The following is a 15315-nucleotide window of genomic DNA, read 5'->3' as shown; positions in this document are numbered from 1 at the left end:
GACGACTGCGTCGACCCAGGCGCACGGCCGACGCGGTTTCCGCTCCCCGGTGGTGCCCCACCTCATAGCGCCAGTAGCGAGAAACCCACCTTATCGGCTCTCGGCGTGGGAGCGGGCGTTGCCCGGCAGCGGCCACAGCCGGTCGATCTCGGCGTTGAGGGTGGCCCCGATGAGCACCGCCAGGGCCGTGATGTAGAGCCAGAGCAGCACCGCGATCGGCGCGGCGAGCGAGCCGTAGATCGACAGCGGGTCGAACCAGGCGGCCAGCACCTCGCGCAGCACGGCCGCGCAGATGATCCAGATCAGCAGCGCCAGCAGCGCGCCGGGCACCTCGCGCCACCATTTCGTCCGGGTCGGCACGCTCACGTGGTAGAGCAGCGTGAGCATCAGCACCGACCCCGCCACCACGACCGGCCAGTAGAAGATCGAGATGAGCGGCTCGTAGCCCGGCAGCGCGGTCGCCAGCAGGGTCGGCCCGACGACCAGGATCGGCATCACGACCAGGCCGATCAGCAGGGCGGCCAGATAGAGGCCGAAGCTGAAGATCCGGGTGCGGATGATGCCGCGGGTCTCGCCCAGGCCGTAGGCGATGGAGATCAGGTCGACGTAGACGAACAGGGCGCGGGACCCCGACCACAGCGAGAGCAGGAAGCCCACCGAGATCAGCGAGACCTCGCCGCCGTTGAAGACGTTGTCGATCAGCGGCTCGACCACCCGCTGGACGGCGTCGGGCGTGAACAGCAGGTCGGCGTGTTCGATCACCGACGTCTTGATGCTGGCGATGGTGTCGGGGCCGAGCAAACCGGAGAGGTGACCGAGGACGCCCAGCAGGCCGAGCACGAACGGCGGCAGCGACAGCAGCGCGAAGAACGCCGCCTCGCCCGCCAGGCCGGTGACCCGGTAGTTGACCCCCGCCATGGTGGTGGCCTTGACCAGCGCCCAGGTGCCGGTTCCGGCGAAGCGCTCCATGCCTATCCGGGCGCGCGCCATGCCGGCCCGGGAGTGGTGCCCGAACCAGTGGCGACGCGCCCGGCGCCGGGGTGCGTTGGCGGAGGTCATCGCCGTTAACATTACGGGACCTCCGGTGGCTCTCCGTGTGTCTCATCGGGTGTCTCATCGGGCGTCCCACACTCTGGACGCAAACTTGGACATCAACTACCCGCGAGGTATTGTTACGGACATGCCAGTGGACCCGATGCTCGTCGTGCGCCGTCACGTCGACCTTCAGCGCGTCCGCAGCGCCATCTGTATCGACGCCCGTTGATCGCCGCCCCTTCTTTCTGTTAAGGGCGCGTGACAGGCGTCTTTTCTTATGCCCCCGCACTCAGAGCCGAGGCGGGAGGAAAAGCCTGACGCGCGCGATGACCACTGGAAAGGTCCCGCATGAGCACCCCGGCCCGCCCGGCGAACCGCCACCACAGACGCCCGCGTGGCGAAGGTCAGTGGGCTCTCGGCTATCGCGAGCCCCTGAACAAGAACGAGGAGAACAAGAAGAACGACGACGGGCTCAACGTCCGTCAGCGGATCATCGACGTCTACTCCAAGCGCGGCTTCGACTCGATCGACCCCGCCGACCTGCGCGGACGCATGCGCTGGTACGGCCTCTACACCCAGCGCAAGCCCGGGATCGACGGCGGCAAGACGGCGATCCTGGAGCCCGAGGAGCTCGACGACAGCTACTTCATGCTCCGGATCCGCATCGACGGCGGCCAGCTCGACCTGCGCCAGCTCCGCGTCATCGCCGATATTTCGAATGATTTCGGCCGCGGCACCGCCGACATCACCGACCGGCAGAACGTCCAGCTGCACTGGGTCGAGATCGAGTCGGTCCCGGAGATCTGGGAGCGGCTCGAGGCGGTCGGCCTGTCCACGACCGAGGCCTGTGGCGACACCCCGCGCGTGATCCTCGGCTGCCCGCTGGCCGGCATCGACGCCGACGAGGTCATCGACGGCCGCGAGCAGATCCGCGAGGTCTACGACCGGTTCATCGGCGACAAGGCGTTCTCGAACCTGCCCCGCAAGTTCAAGTCGGCCATCAGCGGCTGCTCGGCCCACTGCACCGTCCACGAGATCAACGACGTGGCGTTCGTGGGCGTGGTCAACGAGGCCGGCGAGGCCGGGTTCGACGTCTGGGTGGGCGGCGGGCTGTCGACCAACCCGATGATCGGCAAGCGGCTCGGCGCGTTCGTCCGGCCCGACCAGGTCGGCGACGTCTACGGCGGCGTGATCGGCATCTTCCGCGACTACGGCTACCGGCGGCTGCGCCACCGGGCCCGCATCAAGTTCTTGGTCAACGACTGGGGCGCGGAGAAGTTCCGGCAGATCCTCCAGGACGAGTACCTCGGCTACGCCCTGCCCGACGGCCCCGCCCCCGCGCTGGCCGACGAGACGCGCCGCGACCACGTGGGCGTCCGCAGGCAGAAGGACGGCAAGTTCTACGTCGGCTTCGCGCCCAAGGTCGGCCGGGTCGACGGCGACACCCTGCACAAGGTCGCCGACCTCGCCGAGGCCCACGGGTCCGGCCGGGTCGCGATGACGGTCGAGCAGAAGATGGTCATCCTCGACGTGCCCGAGGAGCGGGTCGAGTCGCTGGTCGAGGGGCTCGACGCGATCGGCCTGAAGGTGCGCCCCTCGACGTTCCGCCGCCAGACGATGGCCTGCACCGGCATCGAATACTGCAAGCTGGCGATCGTCGAGACCAAGGCGACCGCGACGACGCTCATCCACGAGCTGGAGAACCGCCTCCCCGACTTCGAGCACCCCCTCACGATCAACGTGAACGGCTGCCCGAACTCGTGCGCGCGCATCCAGGTCGCCGACATCGGCCTCAAGGGTCAGCTCGTCGTCAACGAGGCGGGCGAGCAGGTCGAGGGCTTCCAGATCCACCTGGGCGGCTCCCTGGGCGCGACCCCGGGCTTCGGCCGCAAGGTCCGCGGCCTCAAGACCACCGCCGAGGACCTGCCCGACTACGTCGAGCGGGTCGCCTCCAACTTCGCCAAGCAGCGCCACGACGACGAGACCTTCGCCACATGGGTCCAGCGCGCGGACGAGGCGGACCTCAAATGAGCCCTGTCTATGGCCGTGCTCCGCACGGCGTGCGAAAGCCGCTGGGATCCGGTGTCTTCCCTCGTCGCTCTGGTCGCTGCGCTCCCGGCGCTCCTCAGTCCAGACACCGGCGCGGCTTTCGCGCTGTGGCCGGGCACCGTGATCAGGCTTCGCAGGGGCGTGCGGAGCTGAGCTCATGAGTGAACGCGCGGCGCCGTACTACTGCCCGTACTGCGGTGATGAAGATCTTGAACCGTATGTCTCCGAAGAGGAGCCCTACGGCTGGTACTGCCGGAGCTGCGCCCGGGCCTTCCGGGTGAAGTTCCTGGGGATAGGCGTTCGATCGTGACCCCCCGTGAGGAGAGCGTGATGACCCTGGTGGACATTGAGGCCGATCTTGAGCGCCGGCGCGGCGTGCTCGACCTCCAGAGCATCGTCGAGTCGGCGGCCGAGTTCCTTGAGGACGCCCCCGCCCGAGAGATCATCCGGTGGGCGGCGGCGACCTTCGGCGACCGCCTGTGTCTCACGTCCTCGATGTCGGATGCCCTGCTGATCGACCTGGTCAGCCGGGTCAAGCCGGGCGTCGACGTGCTGTTCATCGACACGGGCTACCACTTCGCCGAGACGATCGGCACGCGGGACGCCGTCGAGGCGGTCTACGACGTCAACCTGATCAACATCACCCCGTCGCGCACCGTCGCCGAGCAGGACCGCGACCTCGGTCCGCGCCTGTTCGGCCGCAACCCCGACCTGTGCTGCTTCCTGCGCAAGGTCGAGCCGCTGAACCGGGCGCTGGAGCCCTACCTGGCGTGGATCTCCGGCATCCGCCGTGACGAGTCGCCGTCCCGCACCGGCACCAAGGTCGTCGAGTGGGACGCCAAGCGCCAGATGGTCAAGGTCAACCCGATCGCGCGGTGGACCCAGGAGGACGTCGACAACTACATCGCCGACAACGGCGTCCTGATCAACCCGCTCCACTACGACAACTACCCTTCGATCGGCTGCTCCCCCTGCACCCGCCAGGTCGCCGAGGGCGAGGACGCGCGGTCGGGCCGCTGGGCCGGGCTGGGCAAGGTCGAGTGCGGTATCCACCTTTGACGCCTCTCGTGGCGGTCGCGCACGGGTCCCGTGACCCGCGCGCCGCCGCCGTGGCCGAGGCCCTGCTCCATCGGGTACGCCTGGCGCGTCCCGGTCTCGACGTCCGGGTCAGCTACCTCGACCACGTGAGACCGGCCCTGACCACCGCCCTGGCCCCGCTCGACCGGGCGGTGGTGGTGCCGCTGCTGCTGACGGCCGCCTACCACAGCAAGGTCGACATCCCGGGCGCCCTGGCCGGTCTCCGCACCCGGGTGGAGGTCAGCCCCACGCTGGGGCCCGACCCGCTGCTGACGGCCGCCCTGGAGCGCCGGCTGGCCGAGGCCGGGGCCGTGATCGGCGATCCCGGGACGGCGGTCGTGCTGGTGTCGGCCGGGTCGAGCGACCCGACCGCCAACGCGACGGTCCGGCGGGTGGCCCGCGACTGGGCCCGCTCGCGGTCGTGGCGGGCGGTCACGACGGCGTTCGCCAGTGCTTCGGGCCCCCGTCCGGCCGAGGCGGTGGCGATGCTGCGGCGGTCCGGCGCGCGCCGGATCGTGGTCGCGCCCTACCTGCTGGCGCCGGGCCACTTCGCCGACAAGGTGGCCCGGGAGTCCCTGGCGGCCGGCGCCGACCTGGTGGCCGACAGCCTGGGGCCCGCGCCGGAGCTGGTCCGGATCGTGCTCGACCGCTACGACGCGGCGAGCTCACTCACAGTTGACCGGCTGGAGCGTCTCGGAGCCTGAGGGGCGTTCGACCACGAGCGGCTGCGCGCAGTCGGCAGGCGCCGGGACGAACAGCCCGGGATAGCGGTAGATCTGCGCGATGACGCCCATCCGGTAGTCCTTCGCCTGCTCCGCCCGCTCCAGCAGGTCGGCCTCGGTGAGCGTGCCGCCCTCGGTGTAGGGGAAGGCGCGGACCCGCACCTTGACCGAGCCGTCCTCGTCGCTGGGCCGGTCGGGGTCGTTCTTGTCGTTCCAGCGCAGTTCGGTGATCGGGCCGCAGGAGCCCTGGGTGACCAGTTCGTCGTTGACCCACACCCCGGCGTGGGCCTGGAATCCCGGGCACTGCACGAAGATCTGCACCGGGCCCTGGCCCGCCGGGTAGTGCATGTCGTCGAGGGTGCCGGGCGTGGCCACCGACCGTTCGGCCAGCATGTAGACGGTCGACCCGGGCGTCGGGATCACGGGCTGGGCCATGGTGGCGTCGGGGGCGAGGGCCGTCGCGCCGGGCAGCGTGACGAACCCGGCGACCGCCACGGCGGCGGCCAGGGCCGCGGCGCCCCACGCGGTGCGGCGCCGCCGGATGCGCGTGGCCCGGCGGTCGATCTCCCGCAGGGAGATCCTGTGCACGGGCGCGTTGAGGGTGTCTTCCTCGAAGAGGTCGCGGATCATCGCCTGCTCCAGTCCATGGCGGGGTCGACGCGCAGCTTCGCCAGGGCGCGACTGGCCTGGCTCCGTACGGTGCCCTCCGCGCAGCCGAGGATCACGGCGATCTCGGCGTCGGAGAGGTCCTCGAAGTACCGCAGCACCAGCACCGCCCGCATCTTGGGCGGCAGGCCGTCGAGCGCCGCCCGCAGCTCGTCCCGTTCGTCGAGGGAGTCCACGACGGCGGGGTCGGACAGGTCGGGCAGCGAGTCGGTGGGCACCTCGCGCCGCCACATGCGGCGCCACCAGGTGTTGTGGGTGTTGACGAGGATGCGGTAGACGTACGCGTCGGGGTTGTCACCCACCCGCCGCCAGGCCAGCCAGGCCTTGGCCAGCGCGGTCTGCGTCAGGTCCTCGGCCGTGGCCCAGTCGCGGCATAACAGGTAGGCCATGCGCAGCAGCCGGGCCGACCGCTGCCCGACGTACCGCTCGAAGTCGGCCCGGTCGCGCATGTCGGGGTCCTCACCGTCGGAGAATTCATGTCACCGACGACTACGCCCCGGCCCCCCGGATCTGTTGCACCGGTCAGTAGTCGTCGTCGCGCCGCCGGCGCGTGCCGTGCCGACGGGCCGTCCTGGCGTCCCTGAGGGCCTCGCGGACCGACTCGTTCACCAGGCGGTTGGCGTCGCGGACCGACTCGTTGACGGCCTGGTTGACGGCCCGGTGCACCGCGTGGTGGCCGAGGCCGCGGCGGCTGAGCCACCAGTCGGTCCAGGCGGCCATGTTGCGCTTGATGGGGGCGGCGTGGGAGTCACCGATGACCTTGATGTCGCCCATGACGACGTAGCCGCGGACCCGGACCACCGGGGCGTGCTGGCCGGGCGGCGCCTCGACCACGCGGACCTTCTTGTCACCCATGATCGTGACCCCGCTGAGCTGCACGTCGACCCCGTCGGGCACGATGATCTTGATGTCGCCCATCACGCAGGTCGCCACGATGTCGATCTCGTTCGACCGGACCTCGGCCTCGCGCAGGTCGATGGTCACGTCGCCCATGACGGCGACCGCGCCGATCTCGCTCTCGATCCGCCACTTGCCCTTGCGCTTGGTGTCGCCCATCACGGCCACGAACCACTGCCGGGCCTTGCCCATCGGCTTGGCGGGGGAAGGGGCGTAGGCGGGGATGGGGGCGCCGCCGGGCAGGTCGGCGGTGATCTGGGCGAGTTCGCCCTGGGTCTGGGCGAGGTAGGCGGCCTCGGTGCGGTCGGTCAGTTCCGCGAGAGTCAGCCGGCCCTCGGTGGAGGCGATTCGCAGGCGCTCGACGACGGCCTCGCGCTCGCTGTCGGACGCGCGCATGCCGGCTGGTTCGGTCATGCCCACGAACATAACGCCCCAGGAGCTCCTGCTCGATCCTCCCTGGGGACGATTCCTCCCTCCCCCTGGCGATACCTCCAGCATTTCCGACATTTCGCCCGAAAGGTACTCTGGAGGAGTGACGATCAGTGAGCTGATGCTCGCCGTGGCGCACGACGACCTGGACCGCGCCCGCGACGCGCTGCGGCGCGCCCCCGACCTCAACCGGGGCCGGGGCACCCTCCCGCTCTACCGGGCGGCCCAGAAGGGCAACGCCGCGATGGTGACGCTGCTGCTGGAGCACGGCGCCGACCCGAACCTGGCCTCCCACGGCGAGGACGAGGGCCTGCCGCTCTGCGCGGCCGCCTGCTGGGACCACGAGGAGGCGCTGCGCGCCCTGCTCGACGCCGGAGCCGACCCCGACCTGCCCGAGTGCGCGGGCTGGACCCCCCTGATGTGGGCCGCGACGCTCGGCCACCTGGCCGCCGCCGACCTGCTGCTCGACTTCGGCGCCGACCCCGACCTGGAGTCCCCTCTCATCGCCGCCGCCCGCTTCGGCGCCTACGGAGTGGTCTGGACGCTGCTGGAGCACGGCGCCACCCCCCTGCCCGAGGCCCTGGAGATCGCCCGCACCCTCGCCGCCGCCGACCTCGCGGAGATGACCGCCGGACCCGAGGTCGTCGTCTCCCGCGCCGCCGACGGCACCACCGTGGCGTCGCGGCCCTCCCCCGAGGGCGACGAGGTCTCCCAGCGGGGACACGCCGCCATCGCGACCCTCCTGGAGGACGCGCTCGGCGAACGGCCGCCCGTGGAGGAGCTGATGCGCCGGGCGGTGCCCTACCGCGACGTCGACGAGGACGGCGAGACCTGGTGGGCCGCGGTCCACGCCATCCAGCGCCGCGCCGACGACGACACCTTCGCCGCGGCCGTCGCGCTCGTCGACCGGCCCGACCCGATGGAGCGCGACTTCGGCGTGGACGTCCTGTCCCAGTTCGGCTTCACCGCCGGGACCCGCCCCTACCTCGACCGGACGCTCCCGGTCCTGCGCGACCTGGCCGGGCGGGAGGAGGACCCCCGGGTGATCGACTCGATCCTGCGGGCGCTGGGCCAGCAGGGCGACCCCCGGGTGCTGCCCGACGTGCTGGCGCTGATCGACCGCCCCGGGCGGGTCCACACCGTGCGGGACCCCGTCGCGCTGGCGGCGGTGCTGCCGGGCGGGGACGGCGACGGCCTAGCGGCTCTCATCGCGCTGTCGCGGGACCGCTCGCCCGAGGTGCGGGACTACGCGACGTTCGGCCTGGCCGCCCTCGACGAGGACAACGGCGAGATCCGCGCCGCCCTGGCCGACCGCCTGACCGACTGCGACCTGACCACGGCGGCCGAGGCGACGCGGGGGCTGGCGATCCGGGGCGACGACCGGGCGGTCCGGGGCGTGCACCGGGTGCTGTGCGAGAGCGACGACGTGTACGCCCGGGACCTCGTGCTCCAGGCGGCGGGGACGCTGGGGCTGGACCTCTAGGGACCCGACAGCGCGTCGGCCAGCCGTCGCAGGGCCAGCCGGAGGCGGGATTTGGCGGTTCCCTCCGGCACGCCGATCTCCACCGCCACCTCGCGGTAGGTCCGGCCTCCGTAGTAGGCGAGCTCGATCACCTGGCGCAGCCCGTCGGGCAGGGCGCGGACCGCCTCCCGCACGCGGACGATCTCGTCGGCGGCGACCACGCCCTCCTCCAGGTCGGCGGGGCGCTCGAACAGCCGAGGGCCCAGCGCGCCGACCCGGCGCCGCTCCTCCGACCGCACGTGGTCGACGGCGCGGCGGTGGGCGATGGTGGCCAGCCACGTCCGCAGGCTGCCCCGGCCGGGGTCGAAACCAAGGGGGCGTTCCCAATATGTCGCGAAGACCTCCTGGGTGATGTCCTCGGCCGCGACCCGGTCGCGGGTCACCCGCAGCGCCAGACCGTGGAGCAGGGCGGAGAAGCAGTCGTACAGCTCCCCCAGAGCGGACTCGTCGCCGCTCACGACCCGGCGGTGGAACAGGTGGTCGTCCACGCGCGCCTCCCACTCGTCGACCCGAGCATCGCATTGTTCGCGAAGGATGGTCAGATGGAGGGCATGAGCCATGAAGTGATGAACCAGGTGCCGGCTCTGTCCGGTCACGACGTGGCGGCCGACCCGGCCCTGGCGGCGGCGCTGGTGCGGGAGGGGGCCGACTGGGCGGAGGGCGAGCTGCGGCAGCTCGGCGTGCTGGCCGGGACGCCGAAGGCGCAGGAGTGGGGGCGGCTGGCCAACGAGCACCCGCCGGTCCTGCGGACGCACGACCGCTACGGCCACCGGATCGACGAGGTGGAGTTCCACCCGGCGTGGCACGAGCTGATGACGGTCGCCGTCGAGCACGGCCTGCACGCCGCGCCCTGGACGATGGCCCGGCCGGGCGCCCACGTGGCGCGGGCGGCCAAGTTCTACGTGTGGTCCCAGGTCGAGGCGGGGCACGGCTGCCCGATCTCGATGACCTACGCCGCCGTCGCCGCGCTGCGGCACGCCCCGGCGCTGGCGGCCGAGTGGGAACCGGCGCTGGCCTCCCGGACCTACGACCCGGGGCTGCGGCCCCTTGCCGACAAGCGCGGGGTGCTCGCCGGGATGGCCATGACCGAGAAGCAGGGCGGCAGCGACGTGCGGGCGAACGCGACCACCGCCGAGCCGCTCGGCGACGGGACCTATCTCCTCAACGGTCACAAGTGGTTCAACTCGGCCCCGATGTGCGACGTGTTCCTGGTGCTCGCGCAGGCGCCGGGCGGGCTGTCCTGCTTCCTGCTGCCCCGCGTCCTGCCCGACGGCTCCCGCAACGCCCTGCGGCTGATGCGGCTCAAGGACAAGCTCGGCAACCGGTCGAACGCCTCGGCCGAGGTCGAGTACGACAACGCGGTGGCCTTCCTCGTCGGCGAGGAGGGGCGCGGGGTCCGGACGATCATCGAGATGGTCAACATGACCAGGCTCGACTGCGTGATCGGATCGGCGGCCGGGATGCGGCTGGGGCTGACCCAGGCCGTCCACCACGCCCGGCACCGCTCGGCCTTCGGCAGGCCGCTGATCGACCAGCCGCTCATGCGCAACGTGCTGGCCGACCTCGCGCTGGAGTCCGAGGCGGCCACCGTGCTGATGATGCGGCTGGCCGGGGCGACCGACCGGGCCCTGGCCGGGCGGGCGCAGGAGGGGCTGTTCCGCCGGATCGCGCTGGCGGCCGGGAAGTACTGGGTCTGCAAGCGCGCCGCCGGCCACGCCGCCGAGGCGCTCGAATGCCTGGGCGGCAACGGCTACGTCGAGGAGTCGGGGATGCCCCGGCTGTTCCGCGAGTCGCCGCTGAACGGGATCTGGGAGGGGTCGGGGAACGTCGCGGCGCTCGACCTGATGCGGGCGCTCACCCGCGACGCCGAGGCCGGGGAGGCGTTCTTCGCCGAGGTCGAGCTGGCCGCCGACCCCCGGGTGTCGGAGGCCGTCAGCCGGGTCCGCAAGACGCTCGCGCACGCCACCGAGGCCGACGCCCGGCGGCTGGCCGAGGAGATGGCGCTGGTCCTCCAGGCGTCGCTGCTGATCAGGTTCGCCCCCTCCGGCGTCGCCGACGCGTTCTGCGCCTCCCGGCTGGGCGGCTCGGGCCGCGCCTACGGCGCGCTGGGGCCCGGCCGGGACCTCGACGCGATCCTCGACCGGGTCTGAGTCACCCGACCGCTACTCGCCGGAAACACGGAGGAAATCGACCGGCGCTCTCATGAAGGGGACTCACCCGGAGGGTGAGGCGCACCTAGGGTTCCGCTCCCCCGGGAGGCTGGTCCGAGAGGTGCAGGCGGCCGCCAGGCCGTTCCACGGCGGGGGAAAAGCCCGGGAGACAGTCACGACGGCTGCCTCTCGACCTGAGGCTTTTCCCGAATAAGGAGTGCCCGTGGGACACCTCCACAACAACTACGGCCCCGAGGCCCGTTCGGCCGTGGAGCGCGAGGCCGCGCTGCCCACCACGATGCACGAGCGCGAGATCGCCCGGGGCCTGGAGCTCGGCCTCCAGGGCGCCGACTCGATCGTCGACCGGACCATCCCCACCTTCTCCCGCGGCGAGCTGCCGCACTTCGCCGGGATCAACACCTTCCTCAAGGCCCCGTACGTGGAGGACGTCCGCCTCTGCGGCAACTACGACGTGGCGGTGATCGGGGCGCCGTTCGACGGCGGGACCACCTACCGGTCAGGCACCAGGTTCGGCCCGCAGGGCATCCGCAAGATCAGCGCCCTCTACGGCCCCTACAGCTTCGAGCTCGGCGTCGACCTGCGGGAATCCATCACGATCTGCGACCTGGGCGACATCTTCACCATCCCGGCCAACATCGAGAAGACCTTCGACCAGATCTCCAAGGGCGTCTCCCACGTCTACGCGTCGGGGGCGTTCCCGGTCGTGCTGGGCGGGGACCACTCGATCGGCTATCCGACCGTGCGGGCGGTGGCCGAGCACCATGCCGGGAACATCGGGATCATCCACTTCGACCGCCACGTCGACACCCAGGAGACCGACCTCGACGAGCGGATGCACACCACGCCCTGGTTCCACGCCACGGATCTGCCGAACGTGCCGCCCAAGAACCTCGTGCAGATCGGGATCGGGGGCTGGCAGGCGCCGAGACCGGGAGTGAAGGTCGGCCGCGAGCGCGGCACCACGATCATGACCGTCACCGACTGCGTGGAGATGGGCATCGAGGCCGCCGCCGAGCGCGCCCTGGAAGTGGCCTGGGACGGCGCCGAGGCGGTCTGGCTCTCCTTCGACGTCGACTGCCTGGACGCCGCGTTCGTGCCCGGCACCGGCTGGCCCGAGCCCGGCGGGTTCCTGCCGCGCGAGGTGCTGAAGTTCATCCAGCTCATCGCCGACGCCCGGCCGCTGGCCGGCATCGAGGTGGTCGAGTGCGCGCCGCCCTACGACAACGCCGACATCACCTCCCTCATCGCCACCCGCGTGATCTGCGACACCCTCGGGTGCCTGGTCCGCGCGGGTCACCTCCCCAAGAAGAAGGGAGCGGCGTGATGTTCCGTCGCCTGCTCGTGATCCTTTTGGTCTGTACGGCCTGCGGCGCCGCTCCGGCCGAGTCCCCCGCCGCCGCCCCGAAGATCACCCTGGGCTTCAGCGCCTGGCCGGGCTGGTTCCCCTGGCAGGTCGCCCAGGAACAGGGCCTGTTCGAGAAGAACGGCGTGTCGGTCGAGCTGAAGTACTTCGACAGCTACACCGACTCCCTGAACGCCCTGGCGACCGGCACGATCGACGCCAACAGCCAGACGCTCAACGACACCCTGGCGTCGGTGGCGGGCGGCGCGAAGCAGAGCATCGTCCTGGTCAACGACAACTCGACCGGCAACGACCAGATCATCGCCGCGCCCGAGATCAAGACCCTCGCCGACCTGCGCGGGAAGACGGTCGCCGCCGAACAGGGCACCGTCGACCACTACCTGCTGCTGCTCGCCCTGAAGAAGGCGGGCCTCACCGAGGCCGACGTGAAGTTCACCCCGATGCTCACCGACGCGGCCGCCGCCGCCTTCGTGGCGGGCCAGGTCGACGCGGTCGGCGCGTTCGCCCCCTTCACCTCCACCGCCCTGGAACGCCAGGGCAGCACGGCCGTCGCGACCTCGGCCGACTTCCCCGGCGCGATCCCCGACCACCTCGTGGTGACCCGGGACCTGCTGGCCAAGGACGAGAAGGCGGTCCAGGGCCTGGTCGACACGTGGTTCGACACGATCGAGTGGATCCAGGCGAACCGCCCGGCGGCCGTGGACATCATGGCCAAGCGCGGCGGCGTCACGCCCGCCGAGTACGAGACCTACGACAAGGGCACCACGATCTTCACCCTCGACCAGAACCGCGCCGCGTTCACGGGCGAACTCGAGGGGCAGGCCAAGCTCATTTCCGAATTCCTCGTCTCGACCGGGCTCGTGGACGCGGCGCCGCCGCTGGAGGGCCTGTTCGAGCCCAAGTTCGTGGAGGCCGTCCAGCCATGACCCTCGCCAACCGCCACCGCGTCCGCATCGCCTCACCCGCCCGCCGCCCCCAGGAGACCGACGCGCCCACCGGCGGGACGACTCTCGCGGGCGGGGACCGCAGCCGGATCGCCGCCCTGGCCGATGCCCTGGCCGAGGTCCCGGCGGTCGTCCACGAGTTCGCCGAAGCGCTTCCGGCCGGCCCGGTGGCCAACGCGGGCCGGCGGGTGGTCGTGGCGGTCGCCGACGGGACCTGGCAGGTCGAGGCGGCCGGGGACGGCCCGTTCTCACCGCCGCACCGGGGTGACTGAGCCATGGTGAGCGTGGAGTCTCCCCCGGTGGAGAAGGCCGCGACGCCCGCCCCCCGGGTCAGGCTGCTCAAGACCGAGGTGTCCCGGCGGACCGCCTGGATCCTGCGGACCGCCTCGGTCGCGGTGCCGTTCGCCGGGTGGTGGCTGCTGAGCGTCTCGGGGCTGGTCTCCGACCGGTTCCTGCCCGCGCCGCCCGAGGTGTGGGCGGCGTTCACGGAGATGGCCGCCAGCGGCGACCTGCAGGGCGACCTGCTGGCCAGCCTCGGCCGTATCGGGGCCGGGCTCGGGCTGGCGATCCTGATCTCCGTCCCGCTCGGGTTCCTGATGGGGACCGTCGGGTGGGCGCAGCCGCTCTGCGAGCCGATCATCGGGATCCTGCGGTACCTCCCGGCCTCGGCGTTCATCCCGCTGCTGATCATCTGGCTCGGCATCGGGGAGACGTCCAAGATCGCGCTGCTGGTCATCGGCGTGGTGTTCTTCAACACGCTGATGACCGCCGACGTCGTCCGGCAGGTCCCGCGCAGGCTGCTCGACGTGTCGGCCACGCTCGGGGCCGGGCGGGCGCGGGTGGCCGCGCGGGTCGTGTTCCCCTACTCCCTTCCCGGCATCCTGGACGCCCTGCGGGTCAACGCCGCCGTGGCCTGGAACCTCGTCGTCGTGGCCGAGCTGATCGCGGCGACCTCCGGCCTCGGCTACCGGATCACCCGGGCCCAGCGGTTCCTCCAGACCGACCGGATCTTCGCCATCCTCATCGTGATCGGCCTCATCGGCCTGACCATCGACATCACCCTCAGGATCCTGCGGGCCCGCGTCGGCAGGTGGTCGGTGTGAGCCTGCGCTTCGAGAACGTGTCGATGGAGTACCAGAAGGACAGGCCGGTCCTGGAGCGGATCGACCTGGAGGTCCCCGCCGGGGAGTTCGTCACCGTCGTCGGGGCCAGCGGATCGGGGAAGTCGACCCTGCTGTCGCTGGTCGCGGGGCTGGTCCGGGCCACGAGAGGCCGGATCACCCTCGACGGCCAGACGATCGAGGGGCCCGGCCCCGACCGTGGGATGGCCTTCCAGTCGCCCTCGCTCTACCCGTGGCGGACGGTCGCCCAGAACGTCGCCTTCGGCCTGGAGACGCGGGGTTTCTCCCGCCAGGCGCGCAAGGAGCGGGTCGAGTGGCTCCTGGAGGAGGTCGGGCTGACCGAGCACGCGCACAAGCTGCCCGGCAGCCTCTCCGGCGGCCAGCAGCAGCGGGTCTCGATCGCGCGGGCGCTGGCCCGCTCCCCCAAGGTCCTGCTCCTCGACGAGCCGTTCGGGGCGCTGGACGTCCAGACGAAAGAGGACATGCAACTGTTCATCCGCCAGGTCTGGCAGGACCTCGGCACCACCGTCGTCATGGTCACCCACGACGTCGAGGAGGCCGTCTTCCTGGGGCGGCGGGTGCTGGTGCTGGCGAGCGACCCCGGCCGGGTGGCCCGCGACCTGCGGGTCGAGCTGCCCGGAACCGGGCTCGAGGTGAAGCGAACCGCCGAATTCCTCACCCTCCGGGCGCAGGTCGAGGACCTGGTGCGCCGCGAACACCGTGCCCACCTGGCGGGCGCGCGGGCCTGAGGCGTTATGTTCGTCGGTGGCATCACCGTTATCGAAGGGATATCGCTATGGCGACCACTCGTACCGCGACGACCCAGTGGAAGGGCGCGCTCCTCGACGGCTCCGGCACCGTGTCGCTGGACTCGTCCGGCGTCGGCACGTTCGACGTCAACTGGCCGTCGCGCGCCGAGGCGGCCAACGGCAAGACCAGCCCCGAGGAGCTCATCGCGGCTGCCCACTCGTCCTGCTTCTCGATGGCGCTGTCGCACGGCCTCGCCCAGGCCGGCACCCCGCCGCAGTCCGTCGAGACCAAGGCCGACGTGACCTTCCAGCCCGGCCAGGGCATCACCGGCATCGTCCTGTCGGTCAAGGCGCAGGTCCCCGGCCTCACCGCCGAGGAGTTCCAGGCCGCCGCCGAGAACGCCAAGGCCAACTGCCCGGTCAGCAAGGCCCTCACCGGCACCGAGATCACCCTGAACGCCGAGCTCCTCAGCTAAGAGCCCGCTGGTGACGGCCCCCGCCCACAAGGCAGGGGCCGTTCCCCTTTTTCAGGCCTTCTCCGTTACGGCTCCGCCCGCCCCGGCCCCCGCC

18 protein-coding genes and 2 riboswitches are annotated in these 15315 nt (G+C 71.6%); of the genes, 13 read left to right on the top strand and 5 right to left on the bottom strand.

The window, feature by feature from the left end; translation table 11 throughout:
* Positions 1-6 precede the first annotated feature (6 nt).
* A riboswitch (ZMP/ZTP riboswitch) is annotated at positions 7-88 on the bottom strand.
* Positions 89-90: 2 nt separating this feature from the next.
* Positions 91-1059: a YihY/virulence factor BrkB family protein gene (locus AW270_RS07415; protein ID WP_157521749.1), complete on the bottom strand. Its 969-nt coding sequence runs from the start codon at positions 1057-1059 to the stop codon at positions 91-93.
* On the opposite strand from AW270_RS07415, the gene AW270_RS42090 reads away from it, so the two are divergent.
* The 5 genes from AW270_RS42090 to AW270_RS07400 all read left to right on the top strand — a co-directional run bounded on the left by AW270_RS42090 (position 968) and on the right by AW270_RS07400 (position 4865).
* Positions 968-1264 carry a putative leader peptide gene (locus AW270_RS42090; protein ID WP_369408978.1) on the top strand — a complete coding sequence of 99 codons (297 nt, stop codon included), beginning with the start codon at positions 968-970 and terminating at the stop codon, positions 1262-1264. The two genes, AW270_RS07415 and AW270_RS42090, sit on opposite strands and share 92 nt — an antisense overlap.
* Before the next feature lie 119 nt (positions 1265-1383).
* Positions 1384-3066, top strand: a complete 1683-nt coding sequence (locus tag AW270_RS07410) for a nitrite/sulfite reductase (RefSeq protein ID WP_061292032.1) — start codon at positions 1384-1386, stop codon at positions 3064-3066.
* Between the two features lie 175 nt (positions 3067-3241).
* Positions 3242-3394: an Insertion element protein gene (locus AW270_RS37555; protein WP_082801373.1), complete on the top strand. Its 153-nt coding sequence runs from the start codon at positions 3242-3244 to the stop codon at positions 3392-3394.
* A 20-nt stretch (positions 3395-3414) separates the two neighbouring features.
* Complete coding sequence (locus tag AW270_RS07405; protein WP_061292030.1) at positions 3415-4143, top strand: phosphoadenylyl-sulfate reductase; 729 nt, start codon at positions 3415-3417, stop codon at positions 4141-4143.
* Positions 4140-4865: a sirohydrochlorin chelatase gene (locus tag AW270_RS07400; protein WP_245674601.1), complete on the top strand. Its 726-nt coding sequence runs from the start codon at positions 4140-4142 to the stop codon at positions 4863-4865. The genes AW270_RS07405 and AW270_RS07400 overlap by 4 nt, the downstream gene beginning before the upstream one ends.
* Here AW270_RS07400 and AW270_RS07395 read toward each other — a convergent pair.
* The 3 genes from AW270_RS07395 to AW270_RS07385 form a co-directional block, all read right to left on the bottom strand.
* Positions 4827-5513: a hypothetical protein gene (locus tag AW270_RS07395; protein WP_061292024.1), complete on the bottom strand. Its 687-nt coding sequence runs from the start codon at positions 5511-5513 to the stop codon at positions 4827-4829. The two genes, AW270_RS07400 and AW270_RS07395, sit on opposite strands and share 39 nt — an antisense overlap.
* Positions 5510-5998 carry a SigE family RNA polymerase sigma factor gene (locus tag AW270_RS07390; RefSeq protein WP_061292021.1) on the bottom strand — a complete coding sequence of 163 codons (489 nt, stop codon included), beginning with the start codon at positions 5996-5998 and terminating at the stop codon, positions 5510-5512. The genes AW270_RS07395 and AW270_RS07390 overlap by 4 nt, the downstream gene beginning before the upstream one ends.
* A gap of 73 nt (positions 5999-6071) precedes the next feature.
* Positions 6072-6860: a DUF1707 SHOCT-like domain-containing protein gene (locus AW270_RS07385; protein ID WP_082801400.1), complete on the bottom strand. Its 789-nt coding sequence runs from the start codon at positions 6858-6860 to the stop codon at positions 6072-6074.
* A gap of 118 nt (positions 6861-6978) precedes the next feature.
* On the opposite strand from AW270_RS07385, the gene AW270_RS07380 reads away from it, so the two are divergent.
* Positions 6979-8358: an ankyrin repeat domain-containing protein gene (locus tag AW270_RS07380; protein ID WP_169807269.1), complete on the top strand. Its 1380-nt coding sequence runs from the start codon at positions 6979-6981 to the stop codon at positions 8356-8358.
* On the opposite strand, the gene AW270_RS07375 is transcribed toward AW270_RS07380, so the two are convergent.
* Positions 8355-8885 carry a sigma-70 family RNA polymerase sigma factor gene (locus AW270_RS07375; RefSeq protein ID WP_061292019.1) on the bottom strand — a complete coding sequence of 177 codons (531 nt, stop codon included), beginning with the start codon at positions 8883-8885 and terminating at the stop codon, positions 8355-8357. The genes AW270_RS07380 and AW270_RS07375 overlap by 4 nt on opposite strands.
* A gap of 63 nt (positions 8886-8948) precedes the next feature.
* Here AW270_RS07375 and AW270_RS07370 point away from each other — a divergent pair, with 63 nt between their 5' ends.
* The 7 genes from AW270_RS07370 (at position 8949) to AW270_RS07340 (ending at position 15221) form a co-directional block, all read left to right on the top strand.
* Positions 8949-10547: an isovaleryl-CoA dehydrogenase gene (locus tag AW270_RS07370; protein WP_061292421.1), complete on the top strand. Its 1599-nt coding sequence runs from the start codon at positions 8949-8951 to the stop codon at positions 10545-10547.
* Positions 10548-10621: 74 nt separating this feature from the next.
* A riboswitch (guanidine-I (ykkC/yxkD leader) is annotated at positions 10622-10718 on the top strand.
* A 52-nt stretch (positions 10719-10770) separates the two neighbouring features.
* Complete coding sequence (locus tag AW270_RS07365) at positions 10771-11892, top strand: agmatinase family protein (RefSeq protein WP_218009117.1); 1122 nt, start codon at positions 10771-10773, stop codon at positions 11890-11892.
* Positions 11892-12857 carry an ABC transporter substrate-binding protein gene (locus AW270_RS07360; RefSeq protein ID WP_061292015.1) on the top strand — a complete coding sequence of 322 codons (966 nt, stop codon included), beginning with the start codon at positions 11892-11894 and terminating at the stop codon, positions 12855-12857. Before AW270_RS07365 ends, AW270_RS07360 begins: the two co-directional genes overlap by 1 nt.
* Complete coding sequence (locus AW270_RS07355; RefSeq protein ID WP_061292013.1) at positions 12854-13147, top strand: hypothetical protein; 294 nt, start codon at positions 12854-12856, stop codon at positions 13145-13147. The genes AW270_RS07360 and AW270_RS07355 overlap by 4 nt, the downstream gene beginning before the upstream one ends.
* Positions 13148-13150: 3 nt before the next feature.
* The gene (locus tag AW270_RS07350; RefSeq protein WP_082801371.1) at positions 13151-13978 is read left to right on the top strand and encodes an ABC transporter permease; all 828 of its coding nucleotides are present in this window, start codon (positions 13151-13153) and stop codon (positions 13976-13978) included.
* Entirely contained in the window at positions 13975-14745 is a 771-nt protein-coding gene (locus AW270_RS07345; protein WP_061292419.1) for an ABC transporter ATP-binding protein, read from the top strand. Before AW270_RS07350 ends, AW270_RS07345 begins: the two co-directional genes overlap by 4 nt.
* Positions 14746-14792: 47 nt before the next feature.
* Positions 14793-15221, top strand: a complete 429-nt coding sequence (locus AW270_RS07340; protein ID WP_061292010.1) for an OsmC family protein — start codon at positions 14793-14795, stop codon at positions 15219-15221.
* The last annotated feature ends 94 nt before the right edge of the window (positions 15222-15315 follow it).

The sequence above is a fragment of the Herbidospora cretacea genome (assembly GCF_001570605.1).
Taxonomy (GTDB): Bacteria; Actinomycetota; Actinomycetes; order Streptosporangiales; family Streptosporangiaceae; genus Herbidospora; species Herbidospora cretacea.
Note: the sequence above shows the minus strand (reverse complement) of the source record. Positions and strands in the feature narration are given on the sequence as shown.

Coding starts and splice junctions, on each gene's coding strand:
- AW270_RS42090 (WP_369408978.1), top strand. CDS start 968: ATGCCTATCCGGGCGCGCGCCATGCCGGCCCGGGAGTGGTGCCCGAAC.
- AW270_RS07415 (WP_157521749.1), bottom strand. CDS start 1,059: ATGACCTCCGCCAACGCACCCCGGCGCCGGGCGCGTCGCCACTGGTTC.
- AW270_RS07410 (WP_061292032.1), top strand. CDS start 1,384: ATGAGCACCCCGGCCCGCCCGGCGAACCGCCACCACAGACGCCCGCGT.
- AW270_RS37555 (WP_082801373.1), top strand. CDS start 3,242: ATGAGTGAACGCGCGGCGCCGTACTACTGCCCGTACTGCGGTGATGAA.
- AW270_RS07405 (WP_061292030.1), top strand. CDS start 3,415: ATGACCCTGGTGGACATTGAGGCCGATCTTGAGCGCCGGCGCGGCGTG.
- AW270_RS07395 (WP_061292024.1), bottom strand. CDS start 5,513: ATGATCCGCGACCTCTTCGAGGAAGACACCCTCAACGCGCCCGTGCAC.
- AW270_RS07390 (WP_061292021.1), bottom strand. CDS start 5,998: ATGCGCGACCGGGCCGACTTCGAGCGGTACGTCGGGCAGCGGTCGGCC.
- AW270_RS07385 (WP_082801400.1), bottom strand. CDS start 6,860: ATGACCGAACCAGCCGGCATGCGCGCGTCCGACAGCGAGCGCGAGGCC.
- AW270_RS07370 (WP_061292421.1), top strand. CDS start 8,949: ATGAGCCATGAAGTGATGAACCAGGTGCCGGCTCTGTCCGGTCACGAC.
- AW270_RS07360 (WP_061292015.1), top strand. CDS start 11,892: ATGTTCCGTCGCCTGCTCGTGATCCTTTTGGTCTGTACGGCCTGCGGC.
- AW270_RS07355 (WP_061292013.1), top strand. CDS start 12,854: ATGACCCTCGCCAACCGCCACCGCGTCCGCATCGCCTCACCCGCCCGC.
- AW270_RS07350 (WP_082801371.1), top strand. CDS start 13,151: ATGGTGAGCGTGGAGTCTCCCCCGGTGGAGAAGGCCGCGACGCCCGCC.
- AW270_RS07340 (WP_061292010.1), top strand. CDS start 14,793: ATGGCGACCACTCGTACCGCGACGACCCAGTGGAAGGGCGCGCTCCTC.